The sequence below is a fragment of the Conexibacter arvalis genome, assembly GCF_014199525.1.
Taxonomy (GTDB): Bacteria; Actinomycetota; Thermoleophilia; order Solirubrobacterales; family Solirubrobacteraceae; genus Conexibacter; species Conexibacter arvalis.
This window is the reverse complement of sequence record NZ_JACHNU010000001.1, coordinates 152951-176357: the sequence shown is the minus strand read 5'-3', so window position 1 is coordinate 176357 and position 23407 is coordinate 152951. Positions and strand designations below refer to the sequence as shown.

At 75.6% G+C, this 23407-nt stretch carries 20 protein-coding genes; 14 read left to right on the top strand and 6 right to left on the bottom strand.

The window, feature by feature from the left end; translation table 11 throughout:
* Positions 1 to 123 precede the first annotated feature (123 nt).
* The 6 genes from BDZ31_RS00835 to BDZ31_RS00810 all read right to left on the bottom strand — a co-directional run bounded on the left by BDZ31_RS00835 (position 124) and on the right by BDZ31_RS00810 (position 10172).
* On the bottom strand, positions 124 to 4047 hold the full coding sequence (locus BDZ31_RS00835; RefSeq protein ID WP_183338057.1) for an RCC1 domain-containing protein: 3924 nt from the start codon (positions 4045 to 4047) through the stop codon (positions 124 to 126).
* A gap of 180 nt (positions 4048 to 4227) precedes the next feature.
* Complete coding sequence (locus BDZ31_RS00830) at positions 4228 to 5676, bottom strand: aldehyde dehydrogenase family protein (RefSeq protein WP_246344363.1); 1449 nt, start codon at positions 5674 to 5676, stop codon at positions 4228 to 4230.
* Positions 5666 to 6445, bottom strand: coding sequence for an SDR family NAD(P)-dependent oxidoreductase (locus BDZ31_RS00825; protein ID WP_183338055.1), 780 nt, complete (start codon positions 6443 to 6445; stop codon positions 5666 to 5668). Before BDZ31_RS00825 ends, BDZ31_RS00830 begins: the two co-directional genes overlap by 11 nt.
* Positions 6446 to 6448: 3 nt before the next feature.
* Complete coding sequence (locus BDZ31_RS00820; protein ID WP_183338053.1) at positions 6449 to 7837, bottom strand: type I glutamate--ammonia ligase; 1389 nt, start codon at positions 7835 to 7837, stop codon at positions 6449 to 6451.
* Positions 7834 to 8616 carry a gamma-glutamyl-gamma-aminobutyrate hydrolase family protein gene (locus tag BDZ31_RS00815; RefSeq protein ID WP_183338051.1) on the bottom strand — a complete coding sequence of 261 codons (783 nt, stop codon included), beginning with the start codon at positions 8614 to 8616 and terminating at the stop codon, positions 7834 to 7836. Before BDZ31_RS00815 ends, BDZ31_RS00820 begins: the two co-directional genes overlap by 4 nt.
* The gene (locus BDZ31_RS00810) at positions 8613 to 10172 is read right to left on the bottom strand and encodes an amino acid permease (protein WP_183338049.1); all 1560 of its coding nucleotides are present in this window, start codon (positions 10170 to 10172) and stop codon (positions 8613 to 8615) included. Before BDZ31_RS00810 ends, BDZ31_RS00815 begins: the two co-directional genes overlap by 4 nt.
* Positions 10173 to 10291: 119 nt before the next feature.
* On the opposite strand from BDZ31_RS00810, the gene BDZ31_RS00805 reads away from it, so the two are divergent.
* The 14 genes from BDZ31_RS00805 to BDZ31_RS00740 all read left to right on the top strand — a co-directional run bounded on the left by BDZ31_RS00805 (position 10292) and on the right by BDZ31_RS00740 (position 23391).
* Positions 10292 to 10996, top strand: a complete 705-nt coding sequence (locus BDZ31_RS00805) for a FadR/GntR family transcriptional regulator (RefSeq protein ID WP_183338047.1) — start codon at positions 10292 to 10294, stop codon at positions 10994 to 10996.
* Positions 10997 to 11143: 147 nt separating this feature from the next.
* Positions 11144 to 12346 (top strand): amidohydrolase, encoded by a 1203-nt coding sequence (locus BDZ31_RS00800; RefSeq protein WP_183338045.1) that lies wholly within the window; start codon positions 11144 to 11146, stop codon positions 12344 to 12346.
* Positions 12339 to 13328: a succinylglutamate desuccinylase/aspartoacylase family protein gene (locus BDZ31_RS00795; RefSeq protein WP_183338043.1), complete on the top strand. Its 990-nt coding sequence runs from the start codon at positions 12339 to 12341 to the stop codon at positions 13326 to 13328. Before BDZ31_RS00800 ends, BDZ31_RS00795 begins: the two co-directional genes overlap by 8 nt.
* The gene (locus BDZ31_RS00790) at positions 13325 to 14485 is read left to right on the top strand and encodes a hypothetical protein (RefSeq protein ID WP_183338042.1); all 1161 of its coding nucleotides are present in this window, start codon (positions 13325 to 13327) and stop codon (positions 14483 to 14485) included. The genes BDZ31_RS00795 and BDZ31_RS00790 overlap by 4 nt, the downstream gene beginning before the upstream one ends.
* 11 nt (positions 14486 to 14496) lie before the next feature.
* A complete protein-coding gene (locus tag BDZ31_RS00785) occupies positions 14497 to 15582 on the top strand; it encodes an ABC transporter substrate-binding protein (protein WP_183338040.1) in 1086 nt (361 codons plus the stop codon).
* A 25-nt stretch (positions 15583 to 15607) separates the two neighbouring features.
* A complete protein-coding gene (locus BDZ31_RS00780) occupies positions 15608 to 16543 on the top strand; it encodes an ABC transporter permease (protein ID WP_183338038.1) in 936 nt (311 codons plus the stop codon).
* Positions 16540 to 17328, top strand: coding sequence for an ABC transporter permease (locus BDZ31_RS00775; protein WP_183338036.1), 789 nt, complete (start codon positions 16540 to 16542; stop codon positions 17326 to 17328). Before BDZ31_RS00780 ends, BDZ31_RS00775 begins: the two co-directional genes overlap by 4 nt.
* Positions 17329 to 17335: 7 nt before the next feature.
* Positions 17336 to 18472, top strand: a complete 1137-nt coding sequence (locus BDZ31_RS00770) for an ABC transporter ATP-binding protein (RefSeq protein ID WP_183338034.1) — start codon at positions 17336 to 17338, stop codon at positions 18470 to 18472.
* Positions 18472 to 19605 carry an NAD(P)/FAD-dependent oxidoreductase gene (locus BDZ31_RS00765; protein ID WP_183338032.1) on the top strand — a complete coding sequence of 378 codons (1134 nt, stop codon included), beginning with the start codon at positions 18472 to 18474 and terminating at the stop codon, positions 19603 to 19605. The genes BDZ31_RS00770 and BDZ31_RS00765 overlap by 1 nt, the downstream gene beginning before the upstream one ends.
* The gene (locus BDZ31_RS00760) at positions 19602 to 19925 is read left to right on the top strand and encodes a (2Fe-2S)-binding protein (protein WP_183338030.1); all 324 of its coding nucleotides are present in this window, start codon (positions 19602 to 19604) and stop codon (positions 19923 to 19925) included. The genes BDZ31_RS00765 and BDZ31_RS00760 overlap by 4 nt, the downstream gene beginning before the upstream one ends.
* On the top strand, positions 19918 to 21135 hold the full coding sequence (locus BDZ31_RS00755) for an FAD-dependent oxidoreductase (RefSeq protein ID WP_183338028.1): 1218 nt from the start codon (positions 19918 to 19920) through the stop codon (positions 21133 to 21135). The genes BDZ31_RS00760 and BDZ31_RS00755 overlap by 8 nt, the downstream gene beginning before the upstream one ends.
* Positions 21120 to 21428: a (2Fe-2S)-binding protein gene (locus tag BDZ31_RS00750; RefSeq protein WP_183338026.1), complete on the top strand. Its 309-nt coding sequence runs from the start codon at positions 21120 to 21122 to the stop codon at positions 21426 to 21428. Before BDZ31_RS00755 ends, BDZ31_RS00750 begins: the two co-directional genes overlap by 16 nt.
* Positions 21425 to 22198 carry an aspartate racemase/maleate isomerase family protein gene (locus tag BDZ31_RS25725; protein ID WP_183338024.1) on the top strand — a complete coding sequence of 258 codons (774 nt, stop codon included), beginning with the start codon at positions 21425 to 21427 and terminating at the stop codon, positions 22196 to 22198. The genes BDZ31_RS00750 and BDZ31_RS25725 overlap by 4 nt, the downstream gene beginning before the upstream one ends.
* Positions 22195 to 23391 carry a M24 family metallopeptidase gene (locus tag BDZ31_RS00740; protein WP_221242770.1) on the top strand — a complete coding sequence of 399 codons (1197 nt, stop codon included), beginning with the start codon at positions 22195 to 22197 and terminating at the stop codon, positions 23389 to 23391. The genes BDZ31_RS25725 and BDZ31_RS00740 overlap by 4 nt, the downstream gene beginning before the upstream one ends.
* Positions 23392 to 23407: the final 16 nt, after the last annotated feature.

Sequence of the window (23407 nt, the reverse complement as noted above, 5' to 3'; positions counted from 1 at the left end):
TGATCTCCTGGTGTCCGCGGGCCGCGCCTGTCGCGGCCCTTCACCTGGTGAGCGGAGCCGGGCCGCGCTTCTCGACATCGTGGCGCTGCGCGTGAGCGTAGACCTCGACGCGGCAGCCCGCGCTCAGCGCCGCGTCACGATCTCGACCTCGACGCGGCGGTTGGCCGCGCGCCCGGCCGCCGTCAGGTTGCTCGCGCGCGGGCGGTCGGCGCCGCGGCCGACGACGGTGACTGCGCGCGGCCGCGGGGCGACGCCGGCGAGCAGCAGCCGCGCGACGCGCTGCGCGCGCCGTCTGGAGAGCCAGCGGTTGTAGCCGGCCGATCCGCGGTCGTCGGCGTGGCCGGTGACGGTGACGCGCAGCGCCCCGCGCGCGTGCGGGCGCAGCCGTCTGAGGAGCGCCGCGGCGCGGCGCGTGAGCACGGAGCTGTCGCTGGCGAAGGCGATCCGCGCCGGGATCGTGACGCGGATCGGCGGCGGCGCCGGCGTGCGGACGCGAACGGCCGTGGTGTCGACGGCGCCGCGGTCGTCGGCGACCGTGAGCGTGACGCGGTAGGCGCGTCTGCGCGCGGCCAGCGTGACGGTGGCGCGCTCGGCGGTGCTGACGACGCGGCCGTCGACGCGCCAGCGCCAGCGGACGATCGTGCCGTCGGGATCGAGCGAGCTGCGGCCGTCGAGCCGGTAGCGCTGGCGGGCGCGGGCTCTGCCGCCGCGCAGGCGGGTGACGATCGCGTTGGCGCTCGGCGGATGGTTGGCCGCCGGCGGTTCGGGCTCCGGCTGCGGCTGCGGGCCGGGATCGGGGTCGGGGTCCGGGTCCGGGTCGGGATCGGGGTCCGGGTCGGGATCCGGTCTCGGCGGCGCCTCCAGCGCTGCGCTGCGCGGCGTCTCCTCGTTGCCGGCGAGGTCGACTGCGCCGTAGCGGATCCGCTCGCCGGGGCGCAGCAGCGGCTCGTCCGCGGCGTCGTAGAGCGCCCCGTCCGGGCCGTGGGGATCGCCCGGCGCGCTGCCGATCGTGTAGCGGATCGCGGCGACGCCGCTGCCGTCGTCGACCGCGTCGAGCGTGACGCGGTGGGCGGTCGTCTGCGGACCGGAGGGGACGTCGTCGGTCGTGACCGGCGCGACCTCGTCGACGCGCGCGAACGCGGTGCGCCCGAGCGGACCGCGGTTGCCGGCGCGGTCGACGGCGGCGAATGCGACCCGCTCGCCGTGCTCCGGCCGCGGCGGCGCGGCGGGATCCCAGGTCTGGCCGTCGGGGCCGAAGGGGTCGACGGGGCCGCCGTCGCGGCGCTCGATCGCCCAGCGGATCCGCTCCACGCCGCTGCCGACCTCGTGCGCCCGCAGCGCGATCGCCGGCGGCGCGGCGCTCCAGGCCGGGAAGCCCGAGGCGGTGGCGAGCGGTCCGACGCGGTCGCGCAGGCGCAGCCGCCCGAGGTCGATCGGCGCCAGGGCGTCGCCCAGCTCGCCGGGCCGGCCGCCGCGCGGGTCGCTGTCGCCCTGGCCGAGCTGGCCGCTGGTGTTCGCGCCCCAGCATCTGACGGCGCCGTCGTCGAGCACGGCGCAGACGCGCGCCCAGTCGGCCGCGATCGCGGTGGCGCTTCTGCCGCTGCCGAGGTCGACGGCCGCGAGCGCGTCGCCCATCTCGCCCGGCTGGTCGCCGCGGGCGGCGGTGTCGCCCTGGCCGAGCTGGCCGTCGGCGTTGCGGCCCCAGCACTTGACGGTCGCGTCGTCGAGCAGGGCGCAGGTCTGGCGATGGCCGGGCGCGATCGCGGTGGCCGTCCTGCGGCTGCCGAGGTCGACGGGCGGGAGGGCGTCGCCCAGCTCGCCGGGCTGGTCGCCGCGCGGCTCGGTGTCGCCCAGGCCGAGCTGGCCGTCGCTGTTGCCGCCCCAGCATCTGATGGTCCCGTCGTCGAGCAGCGCGCAGCTGTGGTCGCGCCCCGCGCTGACGGCGACGGCGGTTCTGCGGCTGCCGAGGTCGACGGGCGGGAGGGCGTCGCCCAGCTCGCCGGGCTGGTCGCCGCGCGGCTCGGTGTCGCCCAGGCCGAGCTGGCCGCTGCCGTTGTCGCCCCAGCACTTGACGGTGCCGTCGGCGAGCAGGGCGCAGCTGTGGTGGGAGCCGGTCGCGATCGCGGTGGCGGTCGCGCCGCTGCCGAGGTCGACGGGCGGGAGGGCGTCGCCGAGCTCGCCGGGCTGGCCGCCGCGCGCCGCTCTGTCGCCTTGGCCGAGCTGGCCGCTGGCGTTCGCGCCCCAGCATTTGACGGAGCCGTCGTCGAGGAGCGCGCAGGCGTGGGACGAGCCGGCCGCGATCGCGGTGGCGGTTCTGCCGCTGCCGAGGTCGACGGGCGGGAGGGCGTCGCCCATCTCGCCGGGCGCGTCGCCGCGGGCGGCGGTGTCGCCGAGCCCGAGGCGGCCGCCGTTGTTGGCGCCCCAGCATTTGACGGTGCCGTCGTCGAGCAGGGCGCAGGCGTGGGACGAGCCGGCCGCGATCGCGGTGGCGGCTCTGCCGCTGCCGAGCTCGACGGCGGGAAGCTCCTCGCCCATCTCGCCCGGCTGGCCGCCGCGGCTGGCGACGTCGCCGAGCCCGAGCCGGCCGCTGCCGTTGTCGCCCCAGCATTTGACGGCGCCGTCGACGCGCAGGCCGCAGACGTGCAGGAGCCCGAGCGCGACCTGCGCGACCGGCTGGCCGCCGAGGTCGACGGGGCCGAGCGCGTCGCCCAGCTCGCCGGGCTGGTCGCCGCGGTCGTGGATGTCGCCCTGGCCGAGCTGGCCGCTGGCGTTGTCGCCCCAGCATTTGAGGGCGCCGTCGTCGAGCAGCGCGCAGGTGTTGTACATGCTCGCGCCGAGCGCGGTGGCGCTCCTGCCGCTGCCGAGATCGACGGCCGGAAGGGCGCCGCCCAGCTCGCCGGGCTGGCCGCCGCGCGGGTCGGTGTCGCCCTGGCCGAGCTGGCCGTCGCTGTTGTACCCCCAGCATCTGACGGCGCCGCCGTCGACCACCGCGCAGCTGTGGCCGTAGCCGGCGGCGACGGCGGTCGCGCGGGCGCCGCCGAGGTCGACGGCCGGGAGCGTGTCGAGCCGCGGGCGGGCGCCGTCGCCGCGGTTGGCGGTGTCGCCCTGTCCGAGCTGGCCGTGGACGTTCCAGCCCCAGCACTTGACGGCGCCGCCGTCGAGCACGGCGCAGGTGTGGGTGTACCCGACGGCGATCGCCGTCGCCGCGCTCCCGAGCTCGATCGCGGGGAGGGCGTCGCCCAGCTCCCCGGGCTGATCGCCGCGGGTGACGTTGTCGCCCTGGCCGAGCTGGCCGTAGTCGCCGCGACCCCAGCATTTGACGGCGCCGACGTCGAGCAGCGCGCAGGTGTGCTCCGTTCTGGTGGCGATCGCGATCGCGGGCCGGCCGAGGTCGACGGCCGGGAGGGCGTCGCCCATCTCGCCGGGCTCGTCGCCGCGGTCGGCGACGTCGCCGAGCCCGAGCCGGCCGCTGCCGTTCGCGCCCCAGCACTTGACGGCGCCGTCGTCGAGCAGCGCGCAGGTGTGGTTGGAGGCGGCCGCGATCGCGGTGGCGGTTCTGCCGCTGCCGAGGTCGACGGCCGGAAGGGCGTCGCCCATCTCGCCGGGCTCGTCGCCGCGGACGGCGACGTCGCCGAGCCCGAGGCGGCCGCTGCCGTTGTCGCCCCAGCATTTGACGGCGCCGTCGTCGAGCAGCGCGCAGGTGTGGTGGTAGCCGGCGGCGATCGCGCGGGCGCGTCTGCCGCTGCCGAGGTCGACGGCCGCAAGCGCGTCGCCCAGCTCGCCGGGCCCGGCGCCGCGCCGTACGCGGTCGCCCTGGCCGAGCTGACCGCGATCGTTGGCGCCCCAGCATCTGACGCTGCCGTCGAGCAGCAGCGCGCAGGCGTGGGCGACGCCGACGGCCAACCGCGCCGACGGCTCGGGCAGCGGCGCGGCGGCGGCTCGCGGAGCGATCGCCGTCGCCGCGGCCAGCGCGCACAACAGCGTCGCCAGGAGACGGAGGCCGAGCGCGACGGCCCCGCTGTCGCCGATCGTTTCGCGCTGTCGCATCCGTCGCCCTTTCCGCCGGCCCCGTGCCGTGCGTCGTTTGCGGCTCGGCGCGACGGCGCCGGCCCCCGAAACGAACGACGCTATCGACGTCGCTCCCAGCGGCGGCGGTGCGGAGGGACAAGCGGTCGACTGACCCCTTGTCACCCGCGCACAACCGACCGCTTCCCGGCGCGTCGCCGCTCAGGCGGCGGCGGTCGAGAGGAAGACGCTCTTGACCTGCGTGGCGGCCTCGAGCGCGGCACGGCCGTACTCGTAGCCCTGGCCCGACAGCTTGCGGCCGCCGAACGGAGCGTTCATGAACACCGACGAGTTGCTGTTGACGCCGAGCGCGCCGGTGTCGAGCGCCCGCGCGACGCGCAGCGCGCGGCCGACGTCGCGGGTCCAGATCGAGCCCGAGAGGCCGTAGCGGGAGTCGTTGGCGAGCGCGATCGCCTCCTCCTCGGTGCGGAAGGAGAGGACGCTGACGACCGGGCCGAACAGCTCCTCCTGCGCCAGCGGCGAGGCGGCCGCGACGCCGTCGAGCACGGTCGGCAGGTAGTAGGCGCCGCGCGCCAGCGACGGGTCGTCCGGCGCCCGTCCGCCGGTCAGCAGCGCCGCCCCGTCGGCGACGCCGCCCCGCACGTAGCCGTCGACCCGCTCGCGCGCCGTCTGCGAGACGAGCGGCCCGACCTCGGTCGCCGGATCGGTCGGGTCGCCGAGCGCCAGCGCCTCGGCGGTCGCGACGTAGCGCTCCAGCAGCGCCTCCCGCACCCGCTCGTGGACGATCAGGCGCGAGCGGGCGCAGCAGTCCTGGCCGGCGTTGACGAAGGCCGGCAGCGGCGCGAGCGCGCCGACCTGCTCGACGTCGGCGTCGTCGAAGACGATGCAGGCCGACTTGCCGCCCAGCTCGAGCGTCAGCCGCTTCAGCGTCCCGGCGGCCCGCCGCGCGATCTCGATCCCGACCGCCGAGGAGCCGGTGAAGCTGACCATCCCGACGCGCGGGTCGTCGACCAGCGCGATCCCCGGCTCGGCGCCGCTGCCGGCGACGACCGCCAGCAGGCCGTCGGGAAGGCCGGCCTCGGCGGCGAGGTCGGCCAGCACCAGCGAGGAGAGCGGCGTCGCCGGCGCCGGCTTGACGACGACGGCGTTGCCAGCCGCCAGCGCCGGCGCCGCCTTCAGCGCCGCGGTCGCGAGCGGGCCGTTGAACGGCGTGATCGCGGCGACGACGCCGAGCGGCTCGCGCAGCGTCAGCAGGACCCCGTCGCCGTCGGCCGGCAGCGTCTGGCCGGCGAGGTTGTCGAGCATGCCGGCGTAGTAGCGCATGATCGCGCTCGCGAAGCCGACCTCGCCGCGCGTGTCGCGCAGCGGCTTGCCGGAGCTGCGGCTGTCGAGCAGCGCGAGCTCCTCGGCGCGGGCGTCGATCAGCTCCGCCAGCCGCAGCATGCAGCGTCTGCGCTCCCCGGGGCCGGCGGCCGCCCAGCGGCGCTGGGCCGCCTCGGCCGCCGCGACGGCGCGGCGGGCGTCCTCGGCGCCGCCGTCGGCGACCTGCGCCAGCTGCTCGCCGGTCGCCGGCTCGACGACGGCGTAGGTCGCGCCGCTCGCCGCCGGGACGCGCGCGCCGCCGATCGAGAGGCCCAGCTCAGACGGCAAGGTAGCCCCCGTCGACGACGTAGGTCTGACCGGTGCAGTACGAGGAGACGTCGCTGGAGAGGAACAGCGCCATCTGCGCGATCTCCTCCGGTCTGCCCCAGCGGCCGAGCGGGATCGAGCTGCTGGCGGCCGCACGCGCCTCCTCCGAGTAGCGGCTGACCAGCGGCGTCTCGATCGCCCCCGGCACGAGGCAGTTGACGCGGATCCCCTCGCGCGCGTGCTCGACCGCGAGGCTGCGCGTGAGCGAGACGACGCCGCCCTTCGCGGCGGTGTAGGCGTCGGAGGAGCCGTGGCCGACGCGGAAGGCGCCGACCGAGGCGACGTTGACGATCGCGCCGCCGCCGCGCCGGCGCAGCGCTGGGATCGCGTAGCGGCAGCCGAGGTAGGTGCCCTTCAGCGTTACGTCGACCGTCCGCTGCCAGATCTCCTCGGTCAGCAGCGGCGAGGGGCCGTCGGTCTCGCCCTCGACGTAGCCGTCGGGGCCGTACAGCCACAGCGCGGCGTTGTTGTAGAGCACGTCGAGGCCGCCGAGCTCGCGCTCGGCGCGCGCGACCGCGCTCTCGACGTCGGCGGCGACGGAGACGTCGGCGGCGACCGCCAGCGACCGCCCGCCGGCGGCGGCGATCGCGGCCGCCGTCTCCTCGGCGGCGTCGGCGCGCACGTCGGCGCAGACGACGGCGGCGCCGCGCTCGGCGAACAGCAGCGCCGCCGCGCGGCCCATGCCCGATCCGGCGCCCGTGATCAGCGCGACCTTGCCTTCCAGTCTCATCGGTCAGACGACCTCCAAATAGCGTTTGATCTCCCACGGCGGGATCTGTCCGTCGCGCAGGCGCGTCCACGCCTCCGCCTCGGCCTCCCGCGTCGCGGCATACAGCTCGACCAGCTCGTCGCCGAACGTCTCGCGCGCGAAGCGCGAGGCGCGCAGCGTCGCGGCGGCGTCGACCAGCTCGCGGTCGAGCGTGCGCGCCTCCTCGCCGCGGCCGAGCTTGTCTGCCTCCGGCGGCGGCTCGAGCCGCTCGCGGATTCCGTGCAGGCCGCCCGCGAGGCAGGCGGCGATCGCCAGGTACGGCTGCAGGTCGGCGCCGGGGCGGCGCTGCTCGAAGCGGGTTCCGCCCGCCCCGGTCGTGATCGCGCGCACGCAGGCGTTGCGGTTGTCGAAGCCCCACGCCGCCTCGCACGGCGCCCACTGCGCCGGATCGAAGCGGCGGTAGGAGTTGGGGAACGGCGCCATCATCGCGCCGCACTCGTGCGTCGCGTGCAGGAGCCCGGCGAGGTAGTGGCGGCCGGTTTCGCTGAGTCGCTCGGGGGCGCCGTCCCAGAAGGCGTTGCGGCCGTCGCGCAGCAGGCTCTGGTGGAGGTGCCCGGAGGAGCCCTGGTCGCTCGGCCGCAGCTTGGCGATGAAGCTCAGCAGCAGCCCGTGGCGGGCGGCGACCTCGCGCGCGCCGAGCTTGAAGCGGGCGGCGCGGTCGGCTGCCTCCAGCGCCGTCCCGGGCGCCAGCGCCGCCTCGAGCATCCCGTCGCCGATCTCGGTCAGCACGGTCTCGATCGGGACGCCGTAGGCGCTCATCGTCGCGGTCAGGTCGTCGACGAAGTCGCCGCAGTCGGGCCAGCGCAGCAGGCTGTAGCCCTGCGGCAGCCGCGACAGCGGCGTGAGGCCGGCGACGTCGCCGGAGGCGAGCGCCGCGTCGGCGCGCTCGTCGAGGCGGAAGGCCCAGAACTCGAACTCGACGCCGAAGCAGCTCTCGAAGCCGGCCTCGGCGCAGTCGCGCTCGACCCGCCGCAGCGCGCTGCGCGGATGGGCGGGGTGGGGGGTGCCGTCCTTGCGCAGGCCGTCGCAGAGGACGGCGACGACGTGCTCGCGTCCGGGCAGGCGCCGCGCCGTCGACCAGTCGGGCGCGACGACCATGTCGCCGAAGCCGGTCTCCGCCGAGCCGACGCCGTGCTCGACCAGCTCGTCGTCGACGCGGAAGGCGAGGTACGCCTCCGGGAACATCGGCAGCGCGCCCTCGGCGAGCTTCGACGCCAGCACGAGCTTGCCGCGCAGGTTGCCGTCGATGTCGGGGGTCTCGACGCGCACGTGGGTGGCGCCGTCGAGCAGTCGCTCGCCGGTCGCCTCCGTCGGCGCGGCGGTCGGCCGCGCGGCCTCCTTGGTCGTCGTCACAGCGCTTCCTCCTCGGTCGGTGCCACGGCGGCATGATCGCGTGCTCGCTGCGGGCCGCGACGGGCGGCGTCGACCAGCCACGCGAACAGCGGGTCGGCGCCGGCGTGCAGCTCCGGATGCCATTGCACGCCGACGACGGGGGCGCCGGTCAGCTCGACCGCCTCGACGACGCCGTCGTCGGCGTGGGCCGTCGCGACCAGCCCGGCACCGAGCGCGTCGATCGCCTGGTGGTGGATCGTGTTGACGCGCTCCTCGGCGCCGAGCAGCTCGCGCAGCAGCGAGCCCGGCGCCAGGCGCACGCGCTGGTCGCGCAGCCGCGGCGAGCGGTCGCGCGCGTTGTGCGCGATCAGGCCGTCGGCCGGCAGGTCGGGGCAGAGCGTGCCGCCGCGGGCGACGTTGAGCACCTGGTGGCCGCGGCAGCAGCCGAGCAGCGGCAGCCCCCGCGCGATCGCGGCGCGCGCCAGCGCGATGTCGAACTCGTCCTGGTCGCTGTCGTGGGCGGTGGCGTTGGGGCCGGGCTCGCCGCCGTAGCGCCGCGGCTCGACGTCGAGCCCGCCGGCCAGCACGACCGCGTCGAGCGCCGCGCAGAGGTCGTCGGGGTCGGCCTCGCGCGGCAGGAAGAGCGGGGTGCCACCGGCGGCCCGGATCTGCTCGGCGTAGGCGCTGAAGTAGGCGTCGAGCGTCAGGCCCTCCATCAGCGCCGGGTCGGAGCGGTAGACCTCCGGCGCGGGGAAGCGCCGGCCGGTCACGCCGACGAGGGGGCGACGGTCGGCGCTCACAGGCCGGCTCCCGCGGGCTCGCGCTCGACCGCCGGCTCGGCGGCATGGCCGTCGAGCACGCCGGTGCGGTGGCGCGCGACGAGCAGGTAGTAGAGCAGGCCGGCGCCGGCGAACAGCCCGACGAACAGGAGGCCGCCGTACTGCAGGTACCAGTGGTGGGGCGGCTCGGGGTTGTAGACGGCGGCGCGCGGCCACAGCAGGTTGACCGACATCGCCGCGCCGTAGAGGACGGCGATCACGTTGATCGGAAGCCCCCAGCGACCGAGCGAGAAGAGCTTGCGGCCCGCCTGCTCGCGCGGCGGCCAGCCGCCCCGCAGCCGTCTCGCCAGCACCGAGACGGTGACGGCGAGGTAGCCGAGGTAGAAGAGCGCGGCGGCGAGGCTCGTCACGATCGCGATGATCTGCTGCTGGCGGATGTTGATCGCGAGCAGCGCGATCGCGAGCACGGCGATCACGACGTTCGGCGCGATCGGCGTCGAGCTGCGGCGCGAGAGGCGGGCGAGCAGCTCGCTGGCCGGCAGCCCGCGGTCGCGCGCCATCGCGAACGCCATCCGCGTGCCCTGCGCCATCGCCGCCATCAGGCAGACGGCGATCGCGATCATGACGCCGACGAGCAGGATCGTCCCGACCGTGTCGCCGAGCGCGTCCTTGACGACGTACGGCATGCCGACGGCGGTCATCCCCTCGGCGTCGAGGTCGCCGGTCGCCATCAGCGCGCCAAGGATCAGCAGGCCGCCGATCACGCCGGAGGCGAGCACGGCGCGGATCACCGCGCGCGGCGCGTTGCGCTGGGGATCGCGCGTCTCCTCGGCGAGCGAGGAGGCGGTGTCGAAGCCGACGATCACGTACGCGGAGGCGATCGAGGCGAGCAGCAGCGCGCCGAACAGGCCCCAGTCGTGGCCGGCGCCGATGCCGGCGGTCTCGGTGACGACGTCCGGGCCGCGCTTGGCGGCGGCGAACAGCAGCACGATCAGCGCGGCGGCGGCGATCAGCTCGATCGCGACGCCGGCGCTGTTGACCCGCGTCAGCGTGCGCACGCCGAGGCTGTTGGCGATCAGCGCGACGACGATCAGCGCCGAGCCAAGGATCACGGCGTTGGTCGGCAGGTCGTGGGCGCCGCTGCCGTCGCCGACGAACTGGAAGAAGCTGGAGATCTCGGGCAGCACGACCTGCGCGGCGAGCGCGACCGAGGCGCTGCCGACGATCGTCGCGCCGAGCACGACCCAGCCGGCCAGCCAGCCGGCGGCGCGGCCGCCGACCAGCTTCGTCCACTGGTAGACGGAGCCGGCGATCGGATAGCGGGCGGCCAGCTCGGCGAAGACGAGCGCGACCATCGCCTGTCCGGCGAAGACGACCAGCCACGTCCACCAGTAGGCCGGCCCGGCGGCGCCGTAGCCGAACGAGAACAGCAGGAAGACGCCGGTCAGGATCGAGACGAGGCTGACGCCGGCCGCGAACGCGGCGAACTGGCCGACGGACCGGTCCAATCGCTGTCGATAGCCGACGTGGCGCAGCACGTCCGGCGGTTGCGGTTCGAGATCCCGCGCGTCGCTCATCGCTTCCTCCCGGTAGGTCGCCGCGGCGCCGGGCCGGCGCGCGAAAACGGCGAAAGGAACATCTCCTGTCCCAATCAACGCATACTTGCGCAATGGAGTCAAGGGATAGTCTTCGCCCCATGGAGCAATCGCTCGCCTCGGCGCTGCAGCTGCCGCCGCCCTACGAGATGGTCGCGGCCCACCTGCGGAGGATGATCCACCTCGGCCTCTACCGGCCGGGCGCGAGCATGCCGCCGGAGCGCGAGCACGCCGAGCAGCTCGGCGTCTCGCGCGTGACGCTGCGCAACGCGATCCGGCTGCTCGCGGGGGAGGGGCTGGTCGAGACCCGGCGCGGCGCCCACGGCGGCGCCTTCGTGCGCGAGCTGCGGGTGGCGCCCGAACGGGTCCGCTTCGAGCTGCGCGCGCGGGCGCCGGAGCTGAACGCGGCGATGGAGTTCCGTCTCATCAACGAGTGCAGCGCGGTCGAGCGGGCGGCGGCGCGGATCGAGCCGCAGGCGCTGGAGGAGCTCGAGCGCCTGACCGACGAGCTGGCCGCCGCCGGCGACGTCGGCCTGCTGCGCCAGGCCGACGTCCGCTTCCATCTGCTGATCGCCGAGGCCGCCGCCAGCCCGCTGCTGCGCGACGCGATCGTCGAGGCGCGTCTGGAGCTGTTCATGCCGCTGGAGGTGCTCGACCTCGCCGAGATGCGCCAGAGCTCGGCGCGCGGTCACCGCGCGATCGTCGCCGCGCTGCGCAGAGGCGACGCGCGGGCGGCGAGACGGGCGATGGCGGCCCACCTGCGGGCCTCCGACCGCCGCCTCTCCAGGATCCTCGCCGACGACTGAGCCGCGTCGACGCGCGCGCGTCGACGCGATCCGCACGCGCGCGCGAGCAGCCGCGCACGGCGGCGCACGGTCGTCGGGATGTGCCCAAAACGGCGGGCGCGCGTTTTGAGGAACTCCCATAGCCGGCGTCGGGGGGCCTTTCCCAGAATGGCCCTCGTGTTCGGCAATCGACCTTCAAACAACCCCCCGGTCGACGCCTTCGACGGCATCGAGTTGGAGATCGCGCGACGCATCGACGCGCTCGCACCGGAGCTCGAACCGCTGCTCCGGGCGATCGGCGCCAACCCCGAGCTCGGCTTCGAGGAGCACTTCGCGGCGAGCGAGATCGCACGGCTGCTCGAAGCGCACGGCCACGCCTGCACGGTCGGTCTCGCCGGCATGCCGACGGCGCTGCGCGCGACGGCGGGCGACGGCGGCCCGCACGTCGCGATCCTGGCGGAGTACGACGCGCTCCCCGGGCTCGGCCACGCCTGCGGCCACAACGTGATCGCGACGATCGCCGTCGGCGCCTTCCTCGCGCTCGCCGCCAGCGTCAGGGAGGGCACGGTCGAGCTGATCGGCTGCCCGGCGGAGGAGAGCGCGGTCGACGGCGCGGGCGGCAAGGTCCGGCTGATCGCCGACGGCGTCTTCGACGACGTCGACTACGCGCTGATGGCGCATCCCTACGACCGCACGATGGTCGCGACCCACGGCTCGCTCGCCGCCCGCGGCGTCGACCTGCTGTTCACCGGCCGCCCGACCCACGCGGTCGCGAGCGACGACCGCGGCGTCAACGCGCTCGACGCGGCCGTCGCCGCCTACGTCGCGATCGGCCGCCTGACCGACCAGGTCCCGTCCGACAACCGCATCAACGGGATCATCCCCGAGGGCGGCGACAGCGCCAACGTGATCCCCGGCCACGCGCGGCTCCGCTACCGCCTGCGCGCCCCGACCGTCGCCGCCGTCGACGAGCTGCTCGACTGCGTCGTCGACTGCGCGCGCAACGTCGCGATCGCGGCCGGCTGCGAGTTCGAGACGCGCGAGTACGTCCCGCTCTACGCGCCGATCGACCACGACGACGAGCTGGTCGCGGTCGCGCGCGACGTGATGGCCGCGGCCGGCCTCGAGGTCGAGCCCGACGACGTCTCCTGCTCGATCAGCTCGACCGACTTCGGCAACGTCACGCAGCTCACCCGCGCGGTCGAGATCGGCGTCCAGCTGGCCGCCCGCGGCGTGGCGCTGCACACGCCCGAGTTCGAGCGGGCCGCCAACGGCGCGGGTGCGATCGACACCGCGCTGACCGGCGCGCAGGTGCTCGCGGTGACGGCGTGGCGCGGCATCTTCGCGCGCGCGGGGGCGCTCCATGGTTGAGGTCTCGCGGATCGCGCCGGGCAGCCGCGTGCGCGCCCGCGTCGCGGTCGGCGAGCTGCTCGACGGCTCGCCGCTGGAGATCCCGGCGCTGGTCGTGCGCGGCCGCCGACCCGGCCCGGTCCTGTACGTCGGAGCGGCGATCCACGGCGACGAGGTCGTCGGGATCGAGGCCGTCCGGCGGGCCTGCGCCGCGCTCGACCCCGAGCGCCTGCGCGGCGCCGTGATCGCGGTCCCGGTCCAGAACCCGGTCGCCTTCCGCGCCCGCGGGCGCCTGCTGCCGGCCGCGACGACCGACGGCTACGCGACCGACGTCCACACCGCCTTCCCCGGCGATCCCGCCGGCGACCTCGCCGCGCGCATCGCCCACGGCCTCGCCGCGCGGTTGATCGGCCAGGCCGACTACGCGATCGACCTGCACGCGCCGCTCGCCGGCGGCGTCAACCTCGAGTACGTCTTCACGCCCTCGCCGGCCGCCGACGGGCGCGGCGCCGCGCGCGAGCTCGCGCTCGCCTTCGGGACGCGCCTGGCGATCGTCCAGGAGCGCGGACCGTACGTCCTCTCCTCGATGCTGCACGAGGCCTGCACGCGCGCGGGCACGCCGACCTTCTCGGTCGAGCTGGCCGTCAACGGCGTCGTCGACGACGACAGCGCCGAGCGCGGCAGCCGCGGCATCGCGAACGTGATGCGCCGGCTGGAGATGGTCGAGGGCGCGCCGGAGGAGCCGGTCGACCAGCTCGTCACGGACACGGTCGTCAACGTGCGCGTCGAGCGCGGCGGCCTCCCGGAGCTGCTCTGCCGCCCCGGCGACCGCGTCGTCGCCGGACAGCCCCTCGGCGTCGTGCGCGACCTCTTCTTCGAGCAGGTCGAGCGGGTCGTGGCGCCGGTCGACGGGCTCGTCTACCGCGTCGCCGCGCCGCGCCCGCTCAACGGCGCCGAGCGCCTCGCGGCGATCGCCGTCGCCGGAGAGGAGCGGGCCGCATGAGCGCCCGGGTGCTGCTGGTCGGCATCGGCGGCCTCGGCCCGTGGGTGCTGGAGCGGCTGGTGCGCAGCGACGCCGTCGGCGGCGTGGTCGCGGCCGACGTCGACGGCGCCCGCGCCGCGGCGGTCGCCGGCGGCACGCGCCTCGGCACGACGCTCGAGCGGCGGCCGGTCGCCGTCGAGGCGACCGCGCTCGACCTGATGGACGCCGACGCCGTCGCGCGTCTGCTGCAGGAGCGCGAGATCGACCTGATCGTGCAGGCCGGCTCGCTGCTGCCGGTGCAGCGCTGGTGGTCGATCGCCGCCCTGCCCGACGCCGGGCCGCGGCTCCAGCGCGCCGGCCTCGGACCGTGGCTCGCGCTGCAGCTGCTGCTGCCGCTGTCGCTGGCGCGGGCGATCGAGCGCTGCGGCTGGCAGGGCACGCTGCTCAACCTCTCCTACCCGGACGCCGTCAACGCCGTGATCGCGCGTACGACGGCGGTCACGCCTGCCGGCGCCGGCAACGTCAGCCTGCTGGCGGCGGCGGTCCGCCAGGCGGTCGCCGAGCAGGAGGGCTGCCGGCCGGACGAGGTCGAGGTCGCGCTCAGCACGCACTACGCCCACGTCCGCTGGGCGATGGGCGGCGGCGAGCGGCCGCGACGCCACGGCGTCCTGCGCGTGCTGCGCGACGGCGCCGACCTCACCGACCGGCTCGACCCGTTCGAGCTGCTGCGGCGGGGCGGGGCGCTGATCCCGTGGGGCGAGGCGTCCCATCCGCTGACGGCGGCGAGCGTCGTGCGGCACGTCGAGCTGCTGCTCGGCGAGCGGGCCGGCGCCGAGCACATGCCCGGACCGTGCGGGCTGGTCGGCGGCTACCCGGTCCGCGTCGGCCGCGACGGCGTCGTCGTCGACCCGCCGCCGGGGACCACGGTCGACGCGCTCCGCGTCGTGCAGGAGGAGACGCAGCAGGAGGACGGGATCGCCGCCATCGCGGCGGACGGGACGGTCACGTTCACCGACGAGGCCGCCGAGCAGATGAGGAGCCTGTTCGGGGCCGCAAGCGCCGAGCTGCATCCGGACGACGTCGAGGAGCAGGCGCGACGCCTGCTGGCGGCGCTGGACGGCTTCGGCACGGGAGGAGCGGCGACGGCGCCGCTGCGCAACTCGACGAACCGGAAGTGAGAGAGATAGCTATGCGTGCAGGTACATTGGCTCGTGCGACCGCCCTGCTCGGCGCGGCCTGCGCCGTCGCCCTCGCCGGCTGCGGCAGCAGCGACGACGGCGGCAGCTCGACGGCGGCGGGCGACGGCGGCGGAGCCGCGTCGAAGACGAGAGAGCTGGTCGTCACCTCCTACGGCGGCGACTTCGAGAGAGCGCAGAAGAAGGCGCTGTTCGACCGCTTCGAGCAGGAGACCGGCGTCAGAGTGAAGCTGGTCACGATGTACTCGGCCGACGCGCTGGCGAAGCTGACCGCCGCGCGCGGCAACTCGGGCATCGACGTCGTGCAGTTCTCCGGCGGCCAGGAGGTCCAGGCCGGCGACGACGGCCTGATCGCGAGAATCGACCCGGCCGACCTGGAGAACGTCGACGACGTCCACGAGAAGGCGCTGCACGAGGGCTTCGCGCCGGCGTTCGCCTTCGACACGACCGGGATCATCTACCGCAGCGACGTGAAGCAGCCGCCGACCGGGTGGGCGTCGCTGTCGGACCCGCAGTACAAGGGCCGCGTCGCGCTGCCCGACATCAACACGACCTTCGCCGTCCAGACGCTGCTGAAGCTCGCGAGCCTCAACGGCGGCAGCCAGGACGACGTCAAGCCCGGCTTCGAGGCGCTCGGGAAGGTCGTCGACAACAGCCACAGCGTCTTCAGAGACGCGCCGACGATGGTGCAGCTGCTGAGCGGCGACGAGGCCGACATGGCCGTCTACGACAGCGGCTACGGCTTCCTGATGCACCAGCAGGGGATCCCGGTCGACTTCAAGATCCCCGACGAGGGCTCGTACCTGACGAAGCTGACGATGAACGTCGTCGAGGGCAGCGAGAACCAGGAGATGGCGCGGAAGCTGATCGACATGGCGCTCGACGCCGACGTCCAGCAGAGCTTCGCCGACGACGCCGGCTACGGCCCGACCAACGTGACCGCGAGAGTGACCGGCCCGGCGGCGAGATTCGTCGCCACGCCCGAGCAGGTCGACGAGCTGGAGAGCCTCGACGAGGCGTTCGTCGCCAAGAACCGCCCGGCGTGGACGGCCGAGTGGAACCGCACCATCGCGAAGTAGCCGGGCGGGGCGGAGCAACGTAGCGATGGACACTCTCGATCCCACCCGTCCGACGGGCGCGGCCGGCGCCACCGCGCCGGCCGCCCCGCCGCCCGCCTCCCCGCCCGCGCGGGAGCGGTCGCGCCGGCCGTCGTGGCGGCTGCTGGCGCCGGTCGGCGGGCTGTACGGCGTGCAGTTCGTCGTGCCGCTCGCCTTCCTCGTCGTGATGAGCTTCTGGATCCCGGTCGCCGGCGGCTCGCCGGAGGCCGGCTTCACGCTCGACAACTACCGCGACGTGCTCGGCGACGGCTTCACGCTCGGCATCTTCTGGCGGACGTTGACGATGGGCGTCGCGACCGGCCTGCTCTGCCTCGCGCTCGGCTTCCCGGTCGCGTACGGGATCGTGCGCGCGCCGCGGCGGTGGCGCACGCCGCTGCTGCTGCTCGTGCTGATGCCGTTCCTCGTCAGCGCCGTGATCCGCTCGTTCGGCTGGATGGTGCTGCTCGCCGACAACGGGATCGTCACGAGGCTGCTGAGAGGGATCGGCCTCGTCGACGGCGGGCTGATGTACACGATGCCCGGCCTGATCATCGCGATGACCCACGTCTTCCTGCCGATCATGGTGCTGGTCCTCTACGGCGTGCTGGAGCGGATCGACCCGCGGCTGGAGGAGGCCGCGGCCAACCTCGGCGCCTCGCGGCCGCGGACGGTCGCGTTCGTCGTCTTCCCGCTCGCGCTGCCGGGCGTGCTGGCGGGGACGCTGCTGGTGCTGACGCTGGCGATGAGCTCCTTCGTGACGCCGGCGATGATCGCCGGTCCGCGGCTGCGCGTCGTGGCGACCGAGATCTACGACCAGGCGGTCAACCTCCTCAACTGGCCGCTGGCGGCCGCGATGGCGATCCTGCTGATGGCGCTGATCCTCGCGGTCTCGGCCCTGTTCACCCGCGTGCTGATGCGGATCGTCCCGGGAGGCACCCGATGAGCCGGACGCGCGACTGGCCGCTGTACGTCGTGATGGCGGTCGTGATCCTGTTCCTGCTGTCGCCGCTGATCGTCGTCGTCGGCGCGTCGGTGACGACCTCGTCGTTCCTCGAGTTCCCGCCAAGGGGCTTCTCGCTGAAGTGGTTCGAGGAGGTGCTCGGCCAGGAGGTCTGGACGACGACGCTGATCACCAGCGTCAAGCTCGCGGTCGTGAGCATGGCGATCGCGACCGTCGTCGGGATCCCCTGCTCGATCGCGCTCGCGCGCGGCGACTTCCGCGGCCGCGCGGCGATCACCGCGTTCGTGCTGTCGCCGCTGATGGTCCCGTCGATCGTGCTGGCGATCAGCCTCCTGATCATCTACTCGCGGACCGGCATCGACCTGCCCTTCTGGCGGCTGGCGCTCGCGCACGGCGTGCTGACCGCGCCGTACCTGATCCGCACGCTGACGGCGGCGCTGGAGCAGGTCGACTCCTCGCTGGAGGAGGCGGCCCGCAACCTCGGCGCGACCCCGGTCGGCGCATGGCTGCGCGTCGTGCTCCCGACCGTCCGTCCGGCGCTGATCGCGGCGATGTTCTTCGCCTTCATCATGTCCTTCGACGAGCTCGTCGTCGCGCTGTTCCTGTCGGGGCCGCGGCTGACGACGCTGCCGATGCAGATCTACGGCGAGATCCAGTACAACCTCTCGCCCGCGATCGCCGCCGTGTCGACCCTGCTGATCTTCCTCACCGTCGCCGGCGTGCTCGTGATCGAGCGCGTGCTCGGAGTCCGGCGCCTCGTCCGTTAGGAGCACCATGCGACCCGAACTCGAGCTTCGCAACCTCGTCCGCCGCTACGGCGAGGAGACCGTCGTCGACGACCTCGACCTCACCGTCGAGAAGGGCGAGCTGGTCTCGCTGCTGGGACCGAGCGGCTGCGGCAAGACGACGACGCTGCGGATGGTCGCGGGCTTCGCGCGCCCCTCCGGCGGCCAGATCCTCGTCCGCGGCGAGGACATCGCCGCGCTGCCGGTCCACAGACGCGGCGTCGGGCTGGTCTTCCAGAGCTACGCGCTGTTCCCGCACCTGTCGGTCTTCGACAACGTCGCCTTCGGCCTCAAGCGCCACAAGGTGCCGCGGCGGGAGATCCCGGGGCGCGTCCGCGACGTGCTCGCGAAGGTCCAGCTGGAGGCGCTCGCCGACCGCAAGCCGGCGCAGCTCTCCGGCGGCCAGCAGCAGCGCGTCGCGCTCGCGCGCGTGCTGGTGCTGGAGCCGAGCCTGGTGCTGCTCGACGAGCCGTTCAGCAACCTCGACGCGCTCCTGCGCGAGACGATGCGCTCCGAGCTGCGCGCGATCCAGCAGCGGCTCGGCTTCACCGCGCTGTTCGTCACGCACGACCAGGAGGAGGCGATGGCGCTGTCGGACCGGATCGCGGTGATGGAGCGCGGCCGGCTCGTCCAGCTCGACCGCCCCGAGGTCGTCTACCACCGCCCCGCGACCCGCTTCGTCGCGGAGTTCATCGGCCGCGCCAACCTCTTCGGCGGGACCGTCAGGCGGGCGGAGGGCGGCGAGCTGGAGGCCGCGGCCGCCGGGATCCGCTGGCTGGCCGACGGCGCCGCCGCCCCGCGCGGCGCGGCGGTCGACGTGATGGTGCGGCCCGACCGCGTCGCGCTCGAACTGGCCGCTGCGGACGCGAGCGGCGACGCGGGCCCGAACGCCGCCTACGGCGAGATCGTCCAGACCGAGTACCTCGGCAGCGGCTGCCTCGTGACGCTGCGCACCGACGACGGCACGCGTCTGCTGGCCGAGGTCCGCACCGCCGCCGACGGCGTCGCCGAGCTGGCCGTCGGCCGTCGCGCGCTCGCGCGCTGGGCGGCGGGCGACGTGCGCGTGCTGGCCGGCGAGGGCGACGACGCCGGCGCGCCGGTCGAGGCCGCGCTGCAGGCGGGCTGATGCGGGCAGCCGACGTGATCGTCGTCGGCGGCGGCATCGGCGGATGCGCGCTCGCCTACCACCTCTGCGGGCGCGGGCGCAGCGCGATCGTGCTCGAGCGGCGCGGCGTCGGCGACGAGGGTTCGGGCCGCAACGCCGGCGGCGTGCGCCAGCAGGCCCGCCATCCCGCCGAGCTGCCGCTGGCGATGGCCGCGATCGAGCGCTGGCCGCGGCTCGAGCGCGAGCTGGGCGCGCCGACCGAGTACGTCCAGCGCGGCAACCTGCTGATCGCGCAGAGCGACGCCTCGGTGGCGCGGCTCGAGCAGCGGCTCGCCTGGCAGGCGCCGTTCGGCCTCGACAGCGAGCTGATCGACGGCGCCCAGCTGCGGCGGCTGCTGCCGCTCGCCGGCCCGCGGGCGCGGGCAGCGCTCCACTGCGCCTCCGACGGCCACGCCAACCCGCTGCTGACGACGATCGCCTTCGCCGCCGCCGCACGCCGGCGCGGCGCGCGGATCGAGACCGGCGCCGAGGTGCGCGCGCTCGAGCAGACCGCCGCCGGCTGGCGGGCCGTGACCGACCGCGGCCGCTACGAGGGCGAGGTGGTCGTCAACGTCGCCGGCGCCGGCGCCGCCGCGCTCGGACGGCTCGTCGACCGCTCGCTGCCGATCGTCGGCGCGCGGACGCAGACGCTGGTGACCGAGCGCGCCGCGCCGCTGTTCGACCAGTTCGTGCAGGACTGGGACGCGAAGCTGTTCGCGCGCCAGACGGTCTCCGGCAACGTCATCTTCGGCGACCTGACCGAGGACTACCTGCTCGCCGGCCGCCAGGCGCGCCCCGCCGACGCGGTGCGGGCGGCGCGCGCGGCGGTCGACGCGCTGCCGCCGCTCGCCGACCTGGAGGTGATCCGCGCCTGGGGCGGGACGCTCGACATCAGCCTCGACCGGATGCCGCTGATCGGCCCGCTCGACGGGCTGCCCGGCCACTTCGTCAGCGCCGGCAGCTCCGGCCACGGCTTCGCGCTCGCGCCGGTCGTCGGCGAGCTGCTGGCCGACTGGATCGTCGCCGGCCGCCGCTCGCCGCTGCTGGCGCCGTTCGACCCGGCGCGCTTCTCGGCGACCGGCACCGTCGACAACAACGCGGAGCAGGCGGCATGAGCGGCCCCGAGCGGATCGAGCGCCACCCCGTGCTCGGCGAGGTCGGCGGCCGCGGCGAGCCGGTCCGCTTCAGCTTCGACGGCCGTCCGCTCGGCGGCCGGGCCGGCGAGCCGGTCGGCGTCGCGCTGCTGGCCGCCGGGATCCGCGCGCTGCGCCGCTCCCGCGCCGGCGAGCCGCGCGGGATCCACTGCGCGATCGGCCAGTGCATGGAGTGCCGCGTCGAGATCGACGGGCTCGGGACCCGCCGCGCCTGCCTGACGCCGCTGCGCGACGGGATGGTCGTGCGGACCCACCGCGATCCGGGGAGCGCCGATGGATAGCGCGACGACGGTCGACGTCGCCGTGCTCGGCGCCGGGCCGGCCGGGCTGTCGGCGGCCGCCGCGGCCGCCGAGCACGGCCGCTCGGTCGCCGTCTTCGACGAGGGCGAGGCGCCCGGCGGGCGCCTGGTCGGCCAGCTCCACCGCGAGCGCGACGGCCGCTGGAAGGTCGGGCGCGACGAGGCGGAGCGGCTGCGCGACCGCGCCCTCGGCGCCGGTGCGACGATCGTCGCCGGCGTCTCGGCGTGGGCCGTCGAGCCGGGCTGGTCGGTCTACCTGCGCGGCGACGGCGCGGCGCCGCGGGTCTGCCATGCGCGTGCGCTGGTCGTCGCGACCGGCGCCGGCGAGCTGGCCGCGCCGCTGCCGGGCTGGACGCTTCCGGGCGCGATCACGCCCGGTGCGGCGCAGGTGCTCGTCAACGTCCACGGCGTGCTGCCGGGCCGGCGGGCGCTGATCGCCGGCACCGACGCGCTCGGGCTGGAGGCGGCGCAGCTGCTCGAGGTCGTCGGCGCGTCGGTCGTCGGCGTCCACCCGGTCGCGGGCGTCGACGGCGCCGCCGAGCCGCCGGCGGCGGCGCTGCGCCGGCTCGTCGGGACGGTCGGCGCGGCGGCCCCGTCGCCGCTGCTGCGCGCCGGCGGCCGCCTCGCGCGCGGCCGCGTCGTCGCGCGCGCCGCCGTGCCGCTGCTGCCGCGGCGGGTCGCCGGCGTCCCGCTGCGGCTGCGCGAGGCGGTCACCGCGCTGCGCGGCGACGGCCGCGTCGAGGAGGCGGAGCTGGCGGCGGTAGGCGCCGACGGGCGGCTCGGGGAGGCGCGGCGGACGGTCGCGATCGACCTCGCCTGCGTCGGCGGCGGCCTGCGGCCGCTGGTCGAGCTGCTCGCCGGCAGCGGCTGCGAGCTGGTCGCGCTGCCGGGCCTCGGCGGGGTCGTGCCGCTGCACGGCCCCGACCAGCAGACGACCGCGCCGCGGGCGTTCGTCGCCGGCGGCGTCACGGGCGTCGAGGGCGCCGCCGTCTGCGCCGCCCAGGGGACGGTCGCCGGGCTCGCCGCCGCGCTGGCCGCCGGCGCCCCGCCGGCGGTGCGGCGCGAGCTGGCGCCGGCACGGGCGCGGGTCGCGCGCCGCCGCGCGGAGGCGACGGTGCGCTTCCACCCGGAGCTGGAGCCGGCGCGGGCGCGGATGCGGACGATGTGGGAGGCGCGATGCGCGAGCGCATGATCGTCTGCCGCTGCGAGGACGTCACGCTCGCGCAGCTGGAGGCGGCGCTCGCCGACGGCGCCGCCAGCCCGGCCGAGGTGAAGCACCGCACGCGCGCGGCGATGGGCGCCTGCGCCGGCCGCACCTGCCGCCCGCTGCTGGAGCGGCTGCTGGCCGAGCGGCCGCCCGGGACCGCCTTCAGCGAGCGGCTGCCGGCGCGGCCGCTGACGGTCGGCGAGCTGGCGGCGACGCCGCTGGCCGGGGAACGTGACGACGGCGCGCTGCCGTCAACGAGAGAGAGGAGAGCTTCGTGAGCAGAGGAGCCGCGGAGGCGCTGCCGTTCGAGGTCGACGACAGCCTGCTCGACCGCACCGCGCTGGGGCTGGTCGTGCTCGCCAACGAGCAGACGACCGAGCGCGAGCTGCAGCTGATCGCAGCCGCGACCGGCGCCGTCGACGTCTACACCGCCCGCACGCCTGGGGCGGTGATCGCGACGCCGGAGCGGCTGGCCGCGCTCGAGCGCGAGATCGAGCAGACGGCGAGCTGGATCTCGATCGGGCCGGAGCTGCGCTGCGTCGCGCTCGCCTGCACCGCCGGCGCGATGGTGATCGGCGAGGAGCGGATGTCGACGCTGCTGGCCGGCGCCCATCCGCGCGCGGCGACGACCAACCCGCTGACGGCCGCGATCGCGGGCCTGCGTGCGCTCGGAGCGGCGCGCGTCGCGCTGATCACGCCGTATCGCGAGCCGGTCCACGGCGCGATGCGCGACCACCTCGAGCAGAACGGGATCGCGGTCGCCGCGCACGGCTCCTTCCAGCACGAGGACTACGACGAGGTGTCGCGGATCTCGGTCGCGTCGCTGCGGGCGGCCGCGGAGCGGCTGCTCGACGCGGGGCCGGTCGACGCCGTCTTCCTCAGCTGCACCTCGCTGCGCGCCGTCGACGCGATCGAGTCGCTCGAGCAGGCGCTCGGCACGCCGGTCGTCTCCAGCAACCAGGCGCTCGCCTGGCACGCGCTGCGGCTCGCCGGCCGCGACGAGGCGGTCCCCGGCTTCGGCCGCCTGCTGCGCACCGCCCTGCCGTGACGTCCCCGACCAAGGACCCGACGATGCAGATCAACCCCCTCGCCTTCGACGCCGGCGAGTACGCCGCGCGCAAGGAGCGCCTGCTCGGCGCGCTCGCGGAGCAGCGTCTCGACGCGCTGCTCGTCTTCCAGCAGGAGAGCCTCTACTACCTGTACGGCTACGACCAGATCGGCTACTGGGTCTACCAGACGGCGATCGTCCCGGCCGACGGCTCCGACCCGACGGTGCTGTGCCGCAACGCCGACGAGCACCTCGTGCGCGACACGCCGCACCTGCAGGACGTCCGCACCTGGCTCGACGACAGCCCGAGAGACCCCGGCACGATCACCGTCGAGATCCTGCGCGAGCGCGGGCTGCTGAGAGCGGGCGCCCGCATCGGCGTCGAGCGCAGAACGTACTCGCTGATGCCGTACTGGTACGACATGCTGACCGCGGCGATGCCGGACGGGGTCGAGCTGGTCGACGCCTCCGACCTCGTCAGCGCGCTGCGCCAGATCAAGTCGCCGGCCGAGCTGGAGCTGATGCGCCGCGCCGGCGCGATCATGGACGCCGGCTTCGAGGCCGCCTTCGACGCGATCGCCGTCGGCGCCCGCGAGCACGACCTCCACGCCGCCGCGGCGGCGGCGATGTACCGCGCCGGCGGCGAGGCGGCCGCGGTCGCGCCGCCGATCGCCAGCGGCCACCGCACGCTGTCGCAGACGCACGTCGGCCCCTCCGACCGCGTCCTGCGCGACGGCGACCCGATCACGATCGAGCTGGGCGGCGTCCATCGCCGCTACCACGCCGTCGGCGCCCACTCGTGCGTCGTCGGCGAGCCGACCGCGGCGATGTGCAGGCTGCACGACGGGATCGTCTCGGCGCTGACCGGCGCCTTCGGGCTGATCGAGCCCGGCCGCCCGACCAGCGAGGTCGCCGCGCGCGTGCAGGAGGGGCTGGAGGCCGCCGGGCTCGACCGCCGCGGCCGCCACGTCGGCTACGGGACCGGCATCGGCTACCCGCCGTCGTGGCTGGAGCCGCTGCGGCTGAAGGGGAGCGACGGCCACGCGCTCGAGGCCGGCATGACCTTCTTCTACTTCGTCGGCGTGACCGATCGGGAGAACGGCTTCTGCTTCTACGTCGGCGAGCCGGTCGCGGTGACCGAGACCGGCGCCGAGCGTCTGTCGCGGCTGCCGATGGAGCTGGTCCGGCGCTGAGCCGGCCGTGTCCCGT